Origin of the sequence: Williamwhitmania sp. (genome assembly GCA_035529935.1) — a bacterium.
In the GTDB taxonomy this organism is placed as follows: Bacteria; Bacteroidota; Bacteroidia; order Bacteroidales; family Williamwhitmaniaceae; genus Williamwhitmania.
The window spans coordinates 14,560-30,676 of record DATKVT010000064.1; the positions used below are offsets into that span (position 1 = coordinate 14,560).

The 16,117-nt window shown below is 45.3% G+C and carries 17 protein-coding genes; 7 read left to right on the forward strand and 10 right to left on the reverse strand.

Translation table 11 applies throughout. The annotated features are described in order from the left end of the window. Window positions 1-36 precede the first annotated feature (36 nt). Window positions 37-549, reverse strand: a complete 513-nt coding sequence (locus VMW01_04665) for a regulatory protein RecX (protein HUW05533.1) — start codon at window positions 547-549, stop codon at window positions 37-39. A gap of 1 nt (window position 550) precedes the next feature. Then, window positions 551-1,420, reverse strand: a complete 870-nt coding sequence (gene prmC / locus VMW01_04670; protein HUW05534.1) for a peptide chain release factor N(5)-glutamine methyltransferase — start codon at window positions 1,418-1,420, stop codon at window positions 551-553. 137 nt (window positions 1,421-1,557) lie between these two features. Between prmC and ribD the strand changes: the two genes are divergently transcribed. Then, window positions 1,558-2,646 (forward strand): bifunctional diaminohydroxyphosphoribosylaminopyrimidine deaminase/5-amino-6-(5-phosphoribosylamino)uracil reductase RibD, encoded by a 1,089-nt coding sequence (gene ribD, locus VMW01_04675; protein HUW05535.1) that lies wholly within the window; start codon window positions 1,558-1,560, stop codon window positions 2,644-2,646. A gap of 4 nt (window positions 2,647-2,650) precedes the next feature. Here ribD and VMW01_04680 read toward each other — a convergent pair whose 3' ends face one another. Further along, window positions 2,651-3,232: a TIGR00730 family Rossman fold protein gene (locus tag VMW01_04680; protein HUW05536.1), complete on the reverse strand. Its 582-nt coding sequence runs from the start codon at window positions 3,230-3,232 to the stop codon at window positions 2,651-2,653. 748 nt (window positions 3,233-3,980) lie between these two features. Between VMW01_04680 and VMW01_04685 the strand changes: the two genes are divergently transcribed. Both VMW01_04685 and VMW01_04690 read left to right on the forward strand, forming a co-directional pair. Then, window positions 3,981-4,751: a metallophosphoesterase gene (locus tag VMW01_04685; protein HUW05537.1), complete on the forward strand. Its 771-nt coding sequence runs from the start codon at window positions 3,981-3,983 to the stop codon at window positions 4,749-4,751. Window positions 4,752-4,756: 5 nt separating this feature from the next. Next, window positions 4,757-5,398, forward strand: a complete 642-nt coding sequence (locus tag VMW01_04690) for a hypothetical protein (GenBank protein HUW05538.1) — start codon at window positions 4,757-4,759, stop codon at window positions 5,396-5,398. A 5-nt stretch (window positions 5,399-5,403) separates the two neighbouring features. On the opposite strand, the gene VMW01_04695 is transcribed toward VMW01_04690, so the two are convergent. Then, on the reverse strand, window positions 5,404-5,997 hold the full coding sequence (locus VMW01_04695) for a methyltransferase domain-containing protein (protein ID HUW05539.1): 594 nt from the start codon (window positions 5,995-5,997) through the stop codon (window positions 5,404-5,406). A gap of 16 nt (window positions 5,998-6,013) precedes the next feature. Then, window positions 6,014-6,655, reverse strand: coding sequence for a cation transporter (locus VMW01_04700; GenBank protein ID HUW05540.1), 642 nt, complete (start codon window positions 6,653-6,655; stop codon window positions 6,014-6,016). Window positions 6,656-6,797: 142 nt separating this feature from the next. Here VMW01_04700 and VMW01_04705 point away from each other — a divergent pair, with 142 nt between their 5' ends. Next, window positions 6,798-7,418 carry a DedA family protein gene (locus tag VMW01_04705; GenBank protein ID HUW05541.1) on the forward strand — a complete coding sequence of 207 codons (621 nt, stop codon included), beginning with the start codon at window positions 6,798-6,800 and terminating at the stop codon, window positions 7,416-7,418. Window positions 7,419-7,474: 56 nt separating this feature from the next. Here VMW01_04705 and VMW01_04710 read toward each other — a convergent pair whose 3' ends face one another. Next, window positions 7,475-8,341 (reverse strand): alpha/beta hydrolase, encoded by an 867-nt coding sequence (locus tag VMW01_04710; protein ID HUW05542.1) that lies wholly within the window; start codon window positions 8,339-8,341, stop codon window positions 7,475-7,477. Window positions 8,342-8,347: 6 nt separating this feature from the next. Next, window positions 8,348-9,733: a WD40 repeat domain-containing protein gene (locus tag VMW01_04715; GenBank protein ID HUW05543.1), complete on the reverse strand. Its 1,386-nt coding sequence runs from the start codon at window positions 9,731-9,733 to the stop codon at window positions 8,348-8,350. Window positions 9,734-9,965: 232 nt separating this feature from the next. Here VMW01_04715 and VMW01_04720 point away from each other — a divergent pair, with 232 nt between their 5' ends. Beyond that, a complete protein-coding gene (locus VMW01_04720; GenBank protein HUW05544.1) occupies window positions 9,966-10,592 on the forward strand; it encodes an NAD(P)H-dependent oxidoreductase in 627 nt (208 codons plus the stop codon). Between the two features lie 87 nt (window positions 10,593-10,679). Here the strand turns inward: VMW01_04720 and trxA are convergent, their stop codons facing one another. Together trxA and dnaE are read right to left on the reverse strand one after the other, a co-directional pair. After that, window positions 10,680-10,997, reverse strand: a complete 318-nt coding sequence (gene trxA, locus VMW01_04725; GenBank protein HUW05545.1) for a thioredoxin — start codon at window positions 10,995-10,997, stop codon at window positions 10,680-10,682. A 74-nt stretch (window positions 10,998-11,071) separates the two neighbouring features. Beyond that, complete coding sequence (gene dnaE, locus VMW01_04730; GenBank protein ID HUW05546.1) at window positions 11,072-14,557, reverse strand: DNA polymerase III subunit alpha; 3,486 nt, start codon at window positions 14,555-14,557, stop codon at window positions 11,072-11,074. Window positions 14,558-14,817: 260 nt separating this feature from the next. Here dnaE and VMW01_04735 point away from each other — a divergent pair, with 260 nt between their 5' ends. Further along, window positions 14,818-15,369: a 30S ribosomal protein S16 gene (locus VMW01_04735; protein HUW05547.1), complete on the forward strand. Its 552-nt coding sequence runs from the start codon at window positions 14,818-14,820 to the stop codon at window positions 15,367-15,369. A 16-nt stretch (window positions 15,370-15,385) separates the two neighbouring features. Next, window positions 15,386-15,910: a ribosome maturation factor RimM gene (rimM, locus tag VMW01_04740; GenBank protein ID HUW05548.1), complete on the forward strand. Its 525-nt coding sequence runs from the start codon at window positions 15,386-15,388 to the stop codon at window positions 15,908-15,910. On the opposite strand, the gene VMW01_04745 is transcribed toward rimM, so the two are convergent. Then, window positions 15,911-16,117 (reverse strand): hypothetical protein (locus tag VMW01_04745; GenBank protein HUW05549.1); only part of this gene is annotated, 207 nt, incomplete at its 5' end.

Sequence of the window (16,117 nt, forward strand, 5' to 3'; positions counted from 1 at the left end):
TATTTTGGTGAATAATATGGTTGTATGAAGAGGTTGTTAGGGTTCATCGAAGTTGTTATCAGCAGTTTTTACAATTGATGAAGCAGCGGCTATCACGCTGCTGTAATCGAAGCCACGCGATACGCCAAACCGGATTAGTTTCACTTTAAGATCGTTTTTGTTCTCCCACTTTACCGATGAGGCCTTTCGTTTCAGCAGGTCAAGGAGCACCTCTGCGCCCTGCACCTCTTCAACTTTCTGCAATACCTCTTTGATTACAGTTGGGTCAATCTTTTGTATCGAAAGTGCCTGCTCAATTTTTCTCGGGCCCCACTTGTTGAAGCGGGCTTTGTCGCGCGCAAATGCTATGGCAAACCGTTGGTTGTTCACAAAACCCTGTTTCGTAAGATCTTTAAGTATGGTCTGGTGCTTTTCGGGGTCGACTTTCCACCTGGAGAGTTTTTTCAAAACCTCCCACTCGCTGGTCTCCTTGCGGCTGCAAATGGCCATCAACCGTTGAAGCGCCATATCCGGCTTCATTGCTGCTCTTTCTCTCTTTGGATAGGCCACGCTATTGCTCCTTAACTGCTTTTATCATCCGCTCCTTGCCGTTGATATCCTTTCGAATTTCGGTGGTGAACCCTTTTTTCTGAAAGAGTTCCGCTGTTTCGGTACCAAACGACTCGTTTATTTCAAGGTAAACGGTTGTTTTGGGCTGGGTGGATAGCAATGCATAATTACAAATGGCTCTGTAGAACTTGAGAGGGTCTTCGTTGGGCACAAATAGAGCCAGATGGGGTTCGTAATCCAGCACGTTGCTGTGCATTTGTTCCTTCTCCTTTTCGGTTATGTAGGGTGGATTGCTTACGATAACCTCACAATTTAGCTTTCGTAGCTCAATGCCCGGGTTGAGGATGTTGTCATGAAGGAAATGAACGGTTGCTTGGTTTTGCTTAGCATTTTGCTCAGCCACCAAGAGTGCATTCAATGAGATATCGGTGGCAAAAACCGTTGCCTTTGATAGCATTTTCGACATGGTAATCGCCAAACAACCACTACCCGTACCGATGTCGAGGATACAAACCTCTTTTCCCTGCAGGTCGGAATCAATCCACCATAGTAGCTCTTCGGTTTCGGGTCGAGGAATTAATACGTCGGGGGTAACAACAAATGGTAATCCTACAAATTCGGTCTTGCCGATAACATGCTGTATCGGCATTCCTTGAATTAGCTTTTCTGTACCCGCAACAATTCTTGATTGATCCAGCTGGCTAACATGGTGATCGGGGTATAGAAATATTTCATAGCTACTTATGTTGAGCGTGTGTTCGAGAAAGAGTTTTGAAATAGATGAGGCCTCCTGTTTTCCATAGATTGGGGCTACTGCCTCCTCTAAGAATCGATATGCGTTGTGGTAGCTGTCTATTTTATTTTCGGACATGGTAAACTAAATGCGGTTGCAATTTTATAAATTAGCGCTCAGTTTGGTGCAAAGGTAATCGGCGTTACTTAACTTTGCAACCATAACTGGTGGGCTAAAGTCACAAGTTAATCATACGAGGGAAAAAAGCAAAATAAATGGATGGTGAAGTAAATTCACATGAGCATTTTATGGAGCGCTGCTTTCAGCTGGCTCTTAATGGGCTTGGTAATGTAGCGCCGAATCCGTTGGTTGGCTCAGTGGTTGTGCATAAAGGAAAAATTATCGGTGAAGGATTTCATGCTGAATACGGAAAAGCCCATGCGGAGGTAAATGCTATAAATTCGGTGATGGACAAAAGCCTTCTTCGGGAATCAACCATTTATGTGAATTTGGAGCCATGCAGCCATTTTGGAAAAACTCCTCCTTGCGCCGACTTAATAATTACCTCTGGAATTCCAAGAGTTGTGGTGGCGAGCCGTGATCCCTTTGTTGAAGTTGCTGGCCGTGGCATTGCTCGTTTGCGGGACGCGGGAGTAGAGGTTGTAGAGGGTGTGCTAGAGGTGCGAGCAAAAGACCTAAATAGACGATTTTTTACTTTTCATCAGAAAAAACGCCCATACGTTATATTAAAGTGGGCGCAGTCGCTTGATGGATATGTGGATATAGAGCGAAAGCCCGGCGATGAGTTGAAACCAATTTGGATAACCAACGAGCTGGCTAGAGCGGTAGTGCATCGCTGGCGGTCGGAGGAACAATCTATTTTAGTCGGGACCAAAACGGTTGAGCTGGATAATCCAAGGCTTAATGTGCGCGACTGGTCGGGGAATAATCCCGTACGAGTTGTTATTGATCGTACGCTACGATTATCACCCTCTTCCCATGTTTTCGACGGAGAGCAACAAACGCTTGTAATGATTGGAAATAACTTTGGTTCCGCCACCAGGAAGCCCCCCTTTAGTGAGCGTCCTAACTTGGAGCTAGTTACCCTTGATTTTTCGCGCGATATTGAGTCTCAGGTCTTGGAGGTTCTTCATCAGCGGTCCATCCAAAGCGTTATTATTGAGGGTGGAACACAGGTGCTAGAGGCATTCTTGGGCAAAAACTTGTGGGACGAAGCGCGTGTGTTTATTGGCCGTAAGCTCTTTCATTATGGCGTCCATGCTCCCATTCTTGAAGCCAAGCCTATAACAGAAGATAGGCTCTTCGACAGTATTCTTTACACCTACCGAAACACAACTGCTTAAGCCACTACACTGCAGCAATATTAATCTTGTCGGCATTCCATTCGGGCGCATTTTCAATGGCAGGAAGGATCTCCTCTGGAGTAGCTACTACCTGCCAAATAGATGCATGTTCGGGGCGCATAAACTTTTCGTTAATCATACGGTGGAGCAAATCAACAAGTGGGTCGTAAAAGCCGTTGAGGTTTAGAATCACAACCGGTTTAGTGAATTTTCCGAGCCGCTTTAGGGTTATTACCTCCGTAAGTTCTTCAAGCGTTCCGCATCCTCCCGGCAGCGCAACCACGGCATCAACATCCTTAATGAGCAGCTTCTTTCGCTCGTGCATGTCTTCTACAAGAATGAGTTCCGTGAGGCCTTTGTGACCCCACTCAACCTTTTCCATGAAGCGGGGGAGTATTCCTATTATCTTACCACCTCTGGCAAGAATGGTATTTGCTAAATGCCCCATTAGCCCTGCCGAACCACCTCCGAAAATGGTGGTAATACCATGTTTTACAAGTTCGTTGGCAAGAGTTTCGGTGGCGTCGAAATGGCTTTTGTCAACCTTGTTGCTTGATGCGCAAAAAACACAAATTCTTCTTTCCATCCTCTTTTTTTAGCCACTAAAGGTGCGAAGAAATTTTTAAATGCAAAGGATGATGTCCTCTCTCATCGGTTTTATTGGGCTCGTAAGCAATGTTGACATAAATGTTAAAAAATATGGTTAATATTTGCTGGGTTCCGATTTTCGTATTTATATTTGCCATGTGGATTAACCACATGGTTGAATATGTGTGTTGATTTTGTGTTTTTGTTTTATGCTGAAATATAGAGGTATACATATATCTGAAAAGGAATAATTAATTGTGGCGATTTATTGAGTGGTAGTGTTCAACCTTGCAAACTGGTCATTCATCCGGCTTTTTTTCCATTCAGTCGGGTTTACGTTTTAAGTCAGAGTGGATGTAGTTTTATTTGCAGCGTTGAATTTTGATATCAACAATGTGTGATTGGTTAGCGGGCATGTTTAGTATTAAAAAAAAGTGTGGGACACCGTTCTTTATTGTCTTTGTTGGGTTAGCGTTACTGTGCATTATTAGGGCTTCTGCACGGGTTAGCGCGAACGGTGTTCCCACTTTTTTCTTTGGCTCTTTTTAGGTTGATAATATTGAATTAGTTTAGGTTTAAAGGTTTTAAAGGGAAATTCTGTTTAGTGGGAATCATCGCTCTTCATGTTAAGGTTGGGTTAGCGCAAAGTGCATTATTAGGGCTTCTGCACAGTAGGCGCGAGCGGTGTTCCCACTTCCCTTTAATTAAGAATTTAGGAAATGTGCTGGTATACTCGGGTTTTGTTTGTGTTGGCAATTTTATCTGGAGCACTGTTTCTCTCAGGATGTGACGGTTTGGTGGAGTACAGCCCATATGAAGTTAGGGTTAGGGTCACTAACGTTAATCCCGACGCCATTGGGGCAATAACGTTGGCCGAAAATGATTCCGTTCCATTTGTTTTTGCTGTCATTTCCGATCCACATTCCTATTACTCCGATCTTGCTGATGCTGTTAGCAGCATCAATAGAAATTCTAGTGTGCTATTTACCGTTGTGTGTGGTGATGTTACCGATGCGGGGTTGTTTAAGGAGTTTGATTGGGAGCACCAAATTATTTCAAAGTTGAAGGTTCCGTTTGTCACTGTGATTGGTAACCATGACTGCCTGTCGAATGGGAAGTTGATTTATGACAAGATGTATGGTCCCACCAACTTTTCCTTTTCATATTGGCATACGCAGCTTGTGTTTTTCGATGACGTGGTGTGGGAAAACAATAATGCTACTCCCAATTTTAATTGGCTTTCGGAAACACTTAACGATGGGGGAGCCTATACACACCGAATCCTATTTGCGCACATCCCTCCTGGAAACGACCAGCTCAAAGGTGCAAATGACTCAACTTTTCGTGCTGTGCTCAAAGATAGAATAGACATTGGCTTCTTTGGACACAATCATGATTATGAGTATAAGCAGGCCGATGGCTTTCGCTATCTTGTTGTAGGAAGTGTTTGCAAGCGCTACTATACCATTGTTACAGTTGAGAAGGACACAATAAAAACAGAAGAGATAAACTTTTAATTGGTATGGTTACTTTTTTGATCTTTTGCACATTTCTTCTTCTGTTCCCCTTGGTTTCCTTTCCCGAAGTTATTCCTGCAGAAACAGTCAATCAAAGGAAAATGCGATTTATTCCCAAGGTTGTGGTTTTACAGTATGCCGGAAATATGGGACTTGCTTCCGTTGGTTTCGGGTATAGCAGTAAGAGTGAACGTTATGGTTTACAGTTATTCTACGGCTATTTGCCCAAGCAGGTAAGCGGTATTGAGGTGAAGACAATTGCCATAAAAGGTTTAGTAGAGACCGACAAGCGGCACCCATTCAAAGGTGTAACCACCTCAAACTATGCTGGTGTAAATTTTCATTACGCAAGGACTCATAATACCTACACTTTTTTCCCCGACCATTACCCCAAGGACTACTATCCGTCTAATGCTATTCATTTTGCTCCCTTCATTGGCGGTAAAATGGATTTTGATCTGAAAAATTCAAAATACATCAGCAAAGCAGGTTTTTTCTTTGAGGTGGGAACCTTAGACACCTACCTACTTACCTATACCAAGAACTCCAACGTAATGCAGTTTCGCGATATATGGAATCTGTCCGTTGGCCTGTCGTTATCACTTAACCGCTTGGCTGCCTTTCAATCCATTCATGAAAGAATATAATTTTTCTAAACTTTCGCCCCGAAGAAGCGCAGAACACTGGCCTTTCCTGTGTGGAAATTTCCTTCTCGGAGAATAGTCTCTTCTTCACGGCATATTTCGAAATCAAAGTCAGGGAAGTCACCAAGAATTGAATCTTTGGAGTAAAGTTGTTCTATATCTCTTGGCCCACCGGAGTTAAAGTCAATTTGCTTCTGCGAGAATGCATCAATAATAATGTGACCTCCCGGCTTTATGCTTTCAGCCACGGCACGGTGAAATTTGGAACGGAGTGGTTGAGGTAGGTGCAGAAATATAATGGCAGCCGCATCGTAGGTGTTGGGCTTTGCCCCAAAATCCTCCACACTCATGATTTGGTAGTTGAATTTTACGCCTCTGTCTTTTGCTAAACGAAACGCTTTTTCTTGACCCGTAGTGCTTTGGTCAAATGCGTCTACCTGCCATTTTAGTTGTGCTGCCCACGCAGCATTTCGACCTTCACCTTCACCTGGTAAGAGCAGTTTTCCTTGTTTGAGCGAACGTAAACATTCAGAAAAGAAGTGATTAGGTTCAGTGCCGTACACATACTCCTCGGTGGAGTATCGGGCATCCCATTGGTTCATAATATTTATTCTTTTATTAGTGACAATTTCCACAGCCGCAGGCAGTGAGGTTTTTTACCTTCTCAAAGCACTCCTTCCCCTCGTTAAAGGAGAACCATGTTAATCCAAGTGCACCAATTACATCGAAGTAGCCAAAACCGGTGAGCTCGTAGAGCACGCTGGCAGCGAGCAGTACCAGCGACATGTAGAGGCAAACCCTGGTACATCCTGCATCGGCAATTATGGGCTCGGAGTTAAGAGCTTTGCCTACACGCATCTTTGCTGCAATTAGAGCGCCCATGGAGATGATGGAGATGGACGATATTATAACACCCCAAAAGGTGGTTTCTGGTTTTTTACCGATGTAAAGTGAGTAAGCCGAGGACAGAAGCAATCCAGCGGCTAAGAGGTAGAACGACCAGCCCGTAATTCGCAGGGCGGTGGTTTCGAACTTGTCTCGATTTGAATCGGGGTTATTGCGTATACGCAGCACCATGTGGGCCACACCTATTCCGGAAACCACTTCAATAAAGCTGTCGAGGCCAAAGCCAAAGAGACTGAGCGTTTTATCCTCAAACCCTAGCCAGGTGGAGGCAAGTCCTTCAATAATATTATAGCCAATGGTGATTAGTGCCAGAATAAATGCTTGCCTATAAAGTTTCTGCTCTTTCGTTGTCATGTTGTCTTGTTGGTATTTGATTCAACTAACACACCTAATGGAATTCTGTTTTAGGTTAATGCCGTAAAATTTTGGAATTAATGCACTGGAGGTAAATAATTCTTCGCTTTTCTTACCTTTGGAACCATAAAAATTGCACCCAATGATTTCGACACTGTTTAGCACCATAATTACTTGGTACATGGCTCATATCAGCTATCCAACCATAATGCTGCTCATGGCCATTGAGAGTTCATTTATTCCTTTTCCTTCCGAGGTTGTTATACCACCAGCTGCTTGGAAGGCGGCTCAGGGAGATTTGAACGTTTACCTCGTTTTTCTATTCAGCACGTTGGGCTCGCTGATTGGTGCTCTTTTCAACTACTACTTTGCACTTTTCCTCGGAAGAAAGATTGTTTACCAGTTTGCGGAATCTCGCCTTGGACGATTGCTTCTACTCAGCCGCCAAGGTGTTGAAAAGGCCGAAGCCTACTTCGTACGACACGGAAAAACCAGCACCCTAATTGGTAGATTGGTTCCAGCTGTTCGCCAGCTGATTTCCATTCCGGCTGGTCTTGCACGCATGAGCCTAAAAGATTTTATTCTATTCACGGTGATAGGCTCAGCGGTGTGGAATGCGGTACTTACCATTTTGGGCTACTCCTTATACTCCCAAAAGGCACTGCTCGACCGTTACTATTCCGAAATCAGCTATGGTTTGCTGGTGCTTGGTGTTCTGTTTGTAGGATACCTCGTTTATCGCTTTAGGAAGAAGCACGAATAAAAAATACTCGACAATATAAAGTAGGAGAGGTTCGAATATCAGACCTCTCCTGAATTTTATTTCTCCTTAAAGTAGTACATCAATAGCATGTTTACCATCTCCGGATTTTCAATAAAGGTTGAGTGGTAGGTGTTGGGCAGTATGCACAGCTGGGTGGTTTCCTGTGGTAGGAGGTGGTAAATTTCGACGCCATGCTCAAGTTTTATTGCGTCTCTATCTCCATAAAGAAGAAATACCGGTTTGTGTATGGTAACAAGTAAATCCTTTGGAATGTATGGATTACGCAGCCACATGTTCCGGATGAGCTGAATTTGGGTGTCGAATTTATCAGGATTTGGGTTGAGCTTGGCATACTCTTTTCGCATAGGTATCCACATGGAATCCACCTTCACCTTTTCTGGAGTCATTTCGTTTCGCTCAAAGTTGTTGTCGACAAGCCCCTCCACAAGGTAGTTTGCTCCTGAAACAAATGCCTTAATAACTCGTGATGGATACTTGGCGGTTATGTAAAGTCCCACTACGCCACCATCGCTAAAGCCCACCACGTAAGTGCTGTCAATATGCAGCTTATCGAGCAGCTGAACCATGTCGTCGGTAAGAAGCTCGTAGCTGAGCGAATCGAGGTCGTTGGAAGATTTGGCATAGCCTCTGCTATCGACGGCAATCACCCTAAAATGTTTTTCCAGCACCGGGATGTTCTTCGAGAAATCGGCTGGGGAGCTAAGACCTCCATGAATCATGAGCATTGGTGTTCCTTGGCCATACTCCTCATAGTAGAGGGTTGCCCCTTTAACCTTCACATAATGTCCTGCCGCTGGATTGTTCCCGTAAGGCACCGAGGTGCTGTCGCTTTGAGCCGTTGCTAAGCATGAAACGGAGAGGAAAATGGCGGCCAGTAGAATGCGTGTGGTATACTTTTTCATCTTTAATTATTGCTTTTCTCTTGTGGCTGTATAGGTTTCTGTTTTCGATTTTATGGTGAGGCTTTCGGGAACTACCTCATTATTGTCGACCTCCAGCTCGGGAATTATCTGGTAGGAAGGAAGCGTTTTTGCAAAGCCATCAACTTTGTTTTGTGGAATTGTAATCTCAAAGTTCCCAAACAGGTTATTTCCAATTGCTAAAGTTCCGTTTCCGGAATTGTAGGCGCCAAGTTCAAAACTTCTCCAGTTAATTACATCGCGGTAGTAGCCCATGAGCCACTCCTTGCCTTGATCAATAAACTTTTGATTTTTAGCAGTACGGGTGGTTTCGTTAACCCGTTTGGCATATTCGGCGTCATTTTCGTTTTCGCTACGCATGGCCCAGAGCTCTATTTCTGATTTTCTATCGCTGAGAAAAGTGTTTAGCCAATCGGTTACCGTCATGGCTATGTTCCAGCGGGCAATGCGGTTGTTGTAGCCCGGCATGAGCAGCCAATTATTATCAGGGGTGAATTGAAGGGAATAGCAGTCACCCTGCGGACTTTTTAGAACATTTTTCACCCTGCCGCTTATTGAATCCCAGAGAATAACGCCGGAACTAATGTCGCTGGAGGCGATGGTGCTGCCATCGGGGCTGAATGCAATGGAGAGGATGGGGGCGTGGTGTCCTTTAAACTGAAGCATTGAACCGCTGCCGTCGGTTGACTTTATCTCCACCGAGTATAGAGTGTTTCCAGTGGCGATTCTGTTACCATCGGATGAAAATGCGATGGCTGAAATTTTTGATTTGCTATAGGTGAGTGTACGAATGGCTGATCCTGTGTTCAAATCCCATAGTTTTACCTCTCCGGTGGATACCGATTCTACCGTAGCGAGCGTTTTCCCATCGGGGCTAATGGCAATAAAGGAAATTGGTGATTTGAAGTTATCGATTGAGGTAATCTTTTTTCCGCTGGTGGCGCTCCATATCTGAACCGAGCGGTCGGTTGCAGCCGAAACCACCTTGCTTCCGTCAGGGGTAAAGGCTATGGCTACTATAACGCTTTTGTGCCCTCTATACTTTACGGTGGATTTTTGCGCCCAGATATCGTAAAGGGTTATTTTCCCGTCTGTGTCGCCTGTTGCTGCAACCTTACCATCAGGCGAAAGGGCTATGGCGCAAAGCAACTTGCCATCTGCGTCGATGGAGGCATCGGTGAGGCTGGAGGACGATTCAATTAGGCTAACGTATGCCTTGGAGTTTACCAGCATGTACTTACCATCGCTGCTGAAGGCAACCTGCGAAATAACCATATTGTTGTCGCTCGAAATCATTGGGGTGACTGCTGGGTCTTGCGAAAAAGCATTTGTAGTGGCTGTTGCTGCCAGGATGAAAAGAAGAATCTTATTCATGGCTTACGAGTTTGTTTTCAAATTGGATTGTTCCCAAAACTACGGATTTTTTTTCAGTATAGCTGATACTACAAAAGGTGTTTGCTTTGGCAGCGATCACCTGTTCTAGTTCAATTAAGCTCTCCATTTAGCCTTTGTTTTATACTTTCTAGAACATACTTCCTCGTGAAGTGTTAGTAGTAATCAGATAGTGCGTTTAGTATTCCTGTTAAAACAATAAACACTAATTAATATGAACTTAATCAGCAATTTGAAGTGGCGTTATGCCACCAAGAGAATGAACGGCACCAAGGTGCCAAAAGAAAAGGTGGATCAGATTCTGGAGGCCATACAACTTGCCCCAACTTCCATTGGAATACAGCCATTCAAGGTGTTTGTAGTGGAGAGTGAAGCTATGCGTAAAAAGATTCATGCAGGTGCTTGCCCTCAGCCACAGGTGTTGGAAGGTTCCCATCTGTTGGTTTTTGCCGCACGTGAGAGCCTAACCAACCAAGAGGTTGACGGTTACATAAACAGTATTGCCAAAACGCGAAACGTAGCGGTGGAATCACTGGCTGACTTTCGAAAAATGGTGGAGTCTCCTCAACCAATGGACGCCAATAGCTACTTTGCTTGGGCTGCACGTCAGGCTTACATTGCGTTGGGATTTGGATTGGTAACTGCCGCTTCGCTGGAGGTGGATTCCACTCCCATGGAAGGTTTCAATAATGCTATGATGGATGAGGTGCTTGGTCTTAAGGAGAAAGGGCTGCGTAGTGCGGTGCTGATGGCTTTGGGTTATCGCGATCCAAAAACCGACTACTTGGTGAATGCGGCTAAGGTTCGGAAACCAGTAAGCGAACTGTTTGAGGTTCTGTAGTATCATTCATCCCTATTGAAAAATACAAAGAGCCCCGGTTGTATTTCCAACCGGGGCTCTTTTTTGTTATCGCTTCTTTTAATTCGATTAGAGAAGTGCGTTTAGCTTTTCAACTAGCTTGGATTTAGGAACCGCGCCAACCTGTTTGTCTTTTATTTCGCCACCTTTTATGAAGAGAACGGTGGGAATATTACGGATGCCAAATTTTGCGCTAATGCCGGGGTTGGAGTCAACGTCAACCTTGCCAATAACGGCTCTACCTTCGTATTCGGTAGACATCTCGGCAATAATAGGGGTAATCATGCGGCATGGTCCACACCATTCTGCCCAAAAATCGATAACCACAGGCTTGTCGGCCTTCATTACAACTTCTTCAAAGTTGCCATCAGTAATTTCAACTGCCATAATTGCTTGTATTTGATTGTTATTTTTTGTTTTTGCTTTCAAGTTGGAAGTGAATAGCAAAGATGATAATTTTTTTAGTTTACGACAATTTGCAAATCCGATTCTTCCAAAAACTGTAGCAACTCCTTATCAAGGTTTATTTTAATGCCTCGCGAAAATAGGTCGAGGGCCAGCTTTTCCTCCATATCCAAAATTTTCATCTTCAGCATCACATTTCCCTTGTGCTTATCGGTGGCTGCTTTAAGTTCAGTAACAAGTTCAGTGGTGATGCTGTTCAATGGAACTTTAATAGTTATGGATTTTACCATTTCTGTTTTTACATCGTGCAGCATGGAAATGCTCTTAACTCTGACCTCAAATTCATTTTCGTTATACATGCGAGGCTCCACCCGCCCCTTGATAAGAAGGGAGTAGCCTTGGTAAAAGTATTTTCGAAAGTTTTCGTAGTCCTTGCCAAAGAGGGTTAGTTGGAAGCTATCAGTGTAATCTTCAATGGTAATTGAACCATACGGTTTTCCGTTTTTGGTGAGCGCGTTTCTAACCGTGGTTACCATTCCTGCAAAGGAAAGCTCTTTATTACGAAGGCTATTAATGTCCGACAGATCTGCTAAGCTGGTGTTGCAGAAGTGGTCGAGCTCGAAACGATAATCGTCCATGGGGTGCGACGACAGGTAAATACCCACCATTTCGCGTTCCTTATTGAGCAGCTCCAGCTTGCTCCACTCCTCCGATACGGGAATCTCGGGTTGCGCAATGGCGGCAAAGGTGGTATCCCCACCGAAAAGACTTTGCTGGCTGTTACCCTTATCGCTCTGTACTCTTGTGCCATAGCGAACAAGATTCTCAATAAAGGTAGATTCCTTGCCATCGTTGGCAAAAAATTGATGACGCTTGATACCAAAGCAGTCGAGGGCTCCGGCAAGAGCAAGGCACTCAAGGTTCTTCTTGTTTACGCTCTGCAGGTTTACTCGCTCCACAAAGTTGAAAATATCGGTGAATTTTCCGCCCTCCTTTCGCGCATCCACAATGCTTTGAACGGCTGCCTCACCAACTCCTTTTATGGCACCAAGCCCAAATCGGATATTGCTCTCGGCATCAACGGTAAACTTATAGGCACTAGCATTTACGTTGGGTCCCAATACCATTTTGCCCATGCGCTTGCACTCGTCCATAAAGATGGTGATCTTCTTGATGTCGGAGAGATTTCGGCTGAGTACCGCGGCCATGAACTCCGATGGGTAGTGCGCCTTGAGGTATGCTGTTTGATAGGCAACATAGGCATAGCAGGTGGAGTGGCTTTTGTTGAAGGCGTACTGGGCAAAGGCTTCCCAGTCGACCCAGATTTTTTCCAAAATCTTCTTGTCGTGACCCTTTTCTGCGCCACCCGCTAGGAATTTCTCCTTTAACTCGTCCATCATGGCCTTGATCTTTTTTCCCATGGCCTTTCGGAGCGAGTCTGCCTGACCCTTTGTAAAGCCCGCAATCTTCTGCGACAAAAGCATCACCTGTTCTTGGTATACGGTAATTCCGTAGGTGTCTTTTAAGAACTCCTCCATTTCGGGGAGGTCGTAATCAATCTTCTTTCGGCCATGTTTTCGCTCGATAAAGTCAGGGATGTATTCAAGAGGCCCTGGCCTGTATAGAGCATTCATGGCAATGAGATCCTCAAAGCGGTTTGGCTTAAGTGCTCGGAGGTATTTCTTCATGCCGGGCGACTCAAACTGGAAAAGCGCTGTGGTTTCTCCACGTGCAAAGAGCTCAAATGTTTCCTGATCGTCGATGGGAAGATTGTCGATGTCGATGTCAACGCCCTTCGACTCCTTGGCATACTCAATGGCATCCTTAATGATGGAGAGTGTTTTCAACCCAAGGAAGTCCATTTTTAGCAGGCCTACGTCCTCCACGTGCTTGCCATCGAACTGGGTCACCACCAACTCCGTCTCCTTGTTGGTGCTGATTGGAATATCCTCCTCGAGGTCGTTTTTCCCAATAATAATGCCACAGGCATGAAGGCCAGTTTGTCGCACTGATCCTTCTAACACTTCTGCAAAGCGCAGGGTATCCATCACCAGCTGCACTCCGCTATTTTTTGCTTCGAGTAATTCAGGCACCTCATCGTAGGCCTTTGCCAGCGTTGTACCCGGCCTTTCAGGAACCAACTTCGAGAGTCTATCTGCTTCTGAAAGGGGCAACTTTAGCACTCGGGCTACGTCGCGAATGGCCATCTTGGCAGCCATGGTTCCAAAGGTGATGATGTGGGCAACCCTCTTTTTACCATATTTTTCCACCACCCACTTGAGCACCTTTTCACGTCCGTCTTCGTCGAAGTCGATGTCTATATCGGGCATGGATACGCGCTCCGGGTTAAGGAACCTTTCAAACAGCAGGTCATACTTTATGGGGTCGATGTCGGTAATGCGGAGGCAGTAAGCAACCGTAGAGCCAGCAGCAGAACCGCGCCCGGGGCCAACCGATACGCCCATTTCGCGTGCAGCCTTAATGAAGTCCCATGTAATAAGGAAGTAGGAGGGGAAACCCATTCGCTCGATGGTTTCGAGTTCAAACTCCACGCGCTCCTTTATTTCTCCTTCAAATTTATCGCCCCACCGCTTTTTTGCTCCCTCATAGGTAATCGTTCTGAGATAATCCATCTCGCTTGAATACTCATTAGGAATTGGGAAAATGGGCATAATGGGCTTTTGGTTGAGGCCGTATGACTCCACCTTATCGGCAATCTCCAGCGTGTTTTCAATGGCCTCCTGGTAGTCGGGGAAGAGTTGTGCCATTTCGTCACCCGACTTAAAGTATTCCTGCTTGGTGTAGCGCATGCGGTCGGGATCGTCCAGATCCTTGCCTGTATTCAGGCAGATGAGCAAGTCGTGAGCGTCGGCGTCGCTGTCTTTGATGAAGTGAACGTCGTTGGTAGCGATGCACTTGATGCCCATTTTCTTACCCAGGTCGATGAGCGTTTTGTTCACCAACAGCTGGTTTTGGAAAACCTCATTGTCGATTTTTGGATTTCCCGACCGGTGGAGCTGCAGCTCGAGGTAGAAGTTGTCGCCAAATATTTCGCGATACTCATTGATGATGCGCTCAGCCTCCTCTGGCCCTTGATTCATTATGGCTTGGGGAATTTCGCCACCAAGACAGGCACTTGAGGCAATGATACCTTTGTTATATTTCCGCAGCAGCTCCTTGTCAATTCTTGGTTTGTAGTAGAAACCTTCGGTCCAGGAGTAGGAGATAAGCTTGGCTAGATTGTGGTAACCTTCGTAGTTTTGGGCAAGAAGAATTAGGTGGTTTCCCGCACGGTCGTCCTTGTCGGACCGGTCAAAGCGCGTATTCTTCGATACGTAAGTCTCGCAACCAAGAATAGGTTTTATTCCTGCCTCCTTAGCCTTCTTGTGGAAAATTTTAACGCCAAACATGTTGCCGTGGTCGGTGATGGCGCACGCAGGCATTTCGTACTCCTTGGCTCTTTTAATGAGCCCTCCAACGCTGGAAGCACCATCGAGAATTGAATATTGGGTGTGAACGTGGAGGTGAACAAATTTCTTCATCAGAAAGGGCTTGTATATTGTGAGTTGTCGTTTTTTATAAGCGGGAATTACCAGCCTTTAAAGTTACAGCTTACTCGTGGTGTTAGCCCCTACAAAAGTGAAAAGTTGTCAACATATTTTCAATAGGGGCCTAGCGCTGCGTGGCTGCGGTGTGTAGAGGAGTACAGAAAAATAGCAATCAGAATATTAGCATGTTCGGTAAAAAGCTGTATCTTTGCCGCGCTAAATTATATAGGTTTAACAAAGGATAATTAATTCCTATGCCAGTAAAAATCAGACTTCAGCGTTTTGGACGCAAAGGGTATGCTTACTACCACGTAGTGGTAGCGGATAGCAGGGCGCCACGGGATGGTAAATTCATTGAAAGGATTGGTACTTACAATCCTAATACTAATCCTGCTACTATTGACCTTAATTTTGAAAAGGCATTAGACTGGCTTAACAAGGGCGCTCAACCCACCGACACATGTAGAGCAATGTTGCGCTACAGAGGTGTAATGTTAAAAAAGCACCTTCTCGAAGGTGTGAAGAAAGGGGCATTTACCCTGGAAGTTGCCGATCAGCGGTTCCAGGAGTGGATCACGAAGAAGGAGGTAGCAATTAATTCCAAGGTAGAAAGTCTTTCTAGCAAGGAAGCTGCCGACATCAAGACTCGGCTTGACGCCGAAAGTAAAGTTCGTGAGGCTAAAGCTGCTGCTGTTGCTAAAAAGCGTGCTGCTATGGCCGCTAAGAATGCACCTGCTGCAGAAGAGGCTCCAGGAGCACCTGCTGAGGAAGCTGCCGCCGAAGGCGAAGCTCCTGCAGAAGCTTAATTGCCCTGCATCTCCAATGGTTGAGGCGCGAAGATTATATGTAGGTCGAATTGCCAAAGAGTTTGGTACAAACGGCGAGCTGCAGCTCAATCTCTCTCCAGAATATTCCATTGAAGAAAATTTTTCGGAACCGGTATTTGTCGAAATCGACGGAATATCGGTTCCGCTTTTTTTTAAGTCATCACGGCCAAAGGGTCGGGCGAAGGCCGTAGTGGTTTTCGACGACTTTGAATCTACCAAGGCTGCTGCTCAACTCATCGGACTGAAGCTGTATGCGGAAGGAGAAGAGAGCGAGGTTGAGGAGGATGAAGACGATATGTCGTCATTTATTGGCTTCACCGTTATCGACACCACAAAGGGCACCCTTGGTCTAATTACCGACTTTTTAGATTATCCGGGCAATCCTCTTTTTGCCATTGATTATAACGGCGTTGAGGTTCTAATCCCCGTGAACGACGACCTGATTGTTAAGGTGTCGGAAAAGAAGCGCGTGCTTACGGTCGACCTTCCGGATGGCCTGCTTGACCTCTTTACCGAATAGCTAATTGCGGTAAGACACCATTTTTTTCTTCCAATCTTCGGGGACTTCAACTGCCGTATTGGCTGAGGGATCAAAAGCTACCAGCACACTTTTTGATTTGCAGTGCACCTCTTGCGATTCTTCGTTTACAATTAACTGCTCCATATCGAAGCTCTTGTTTCCAAATCGGGTAATGGTGGTTTCTACCACCACCTTCGATTCGAGAAG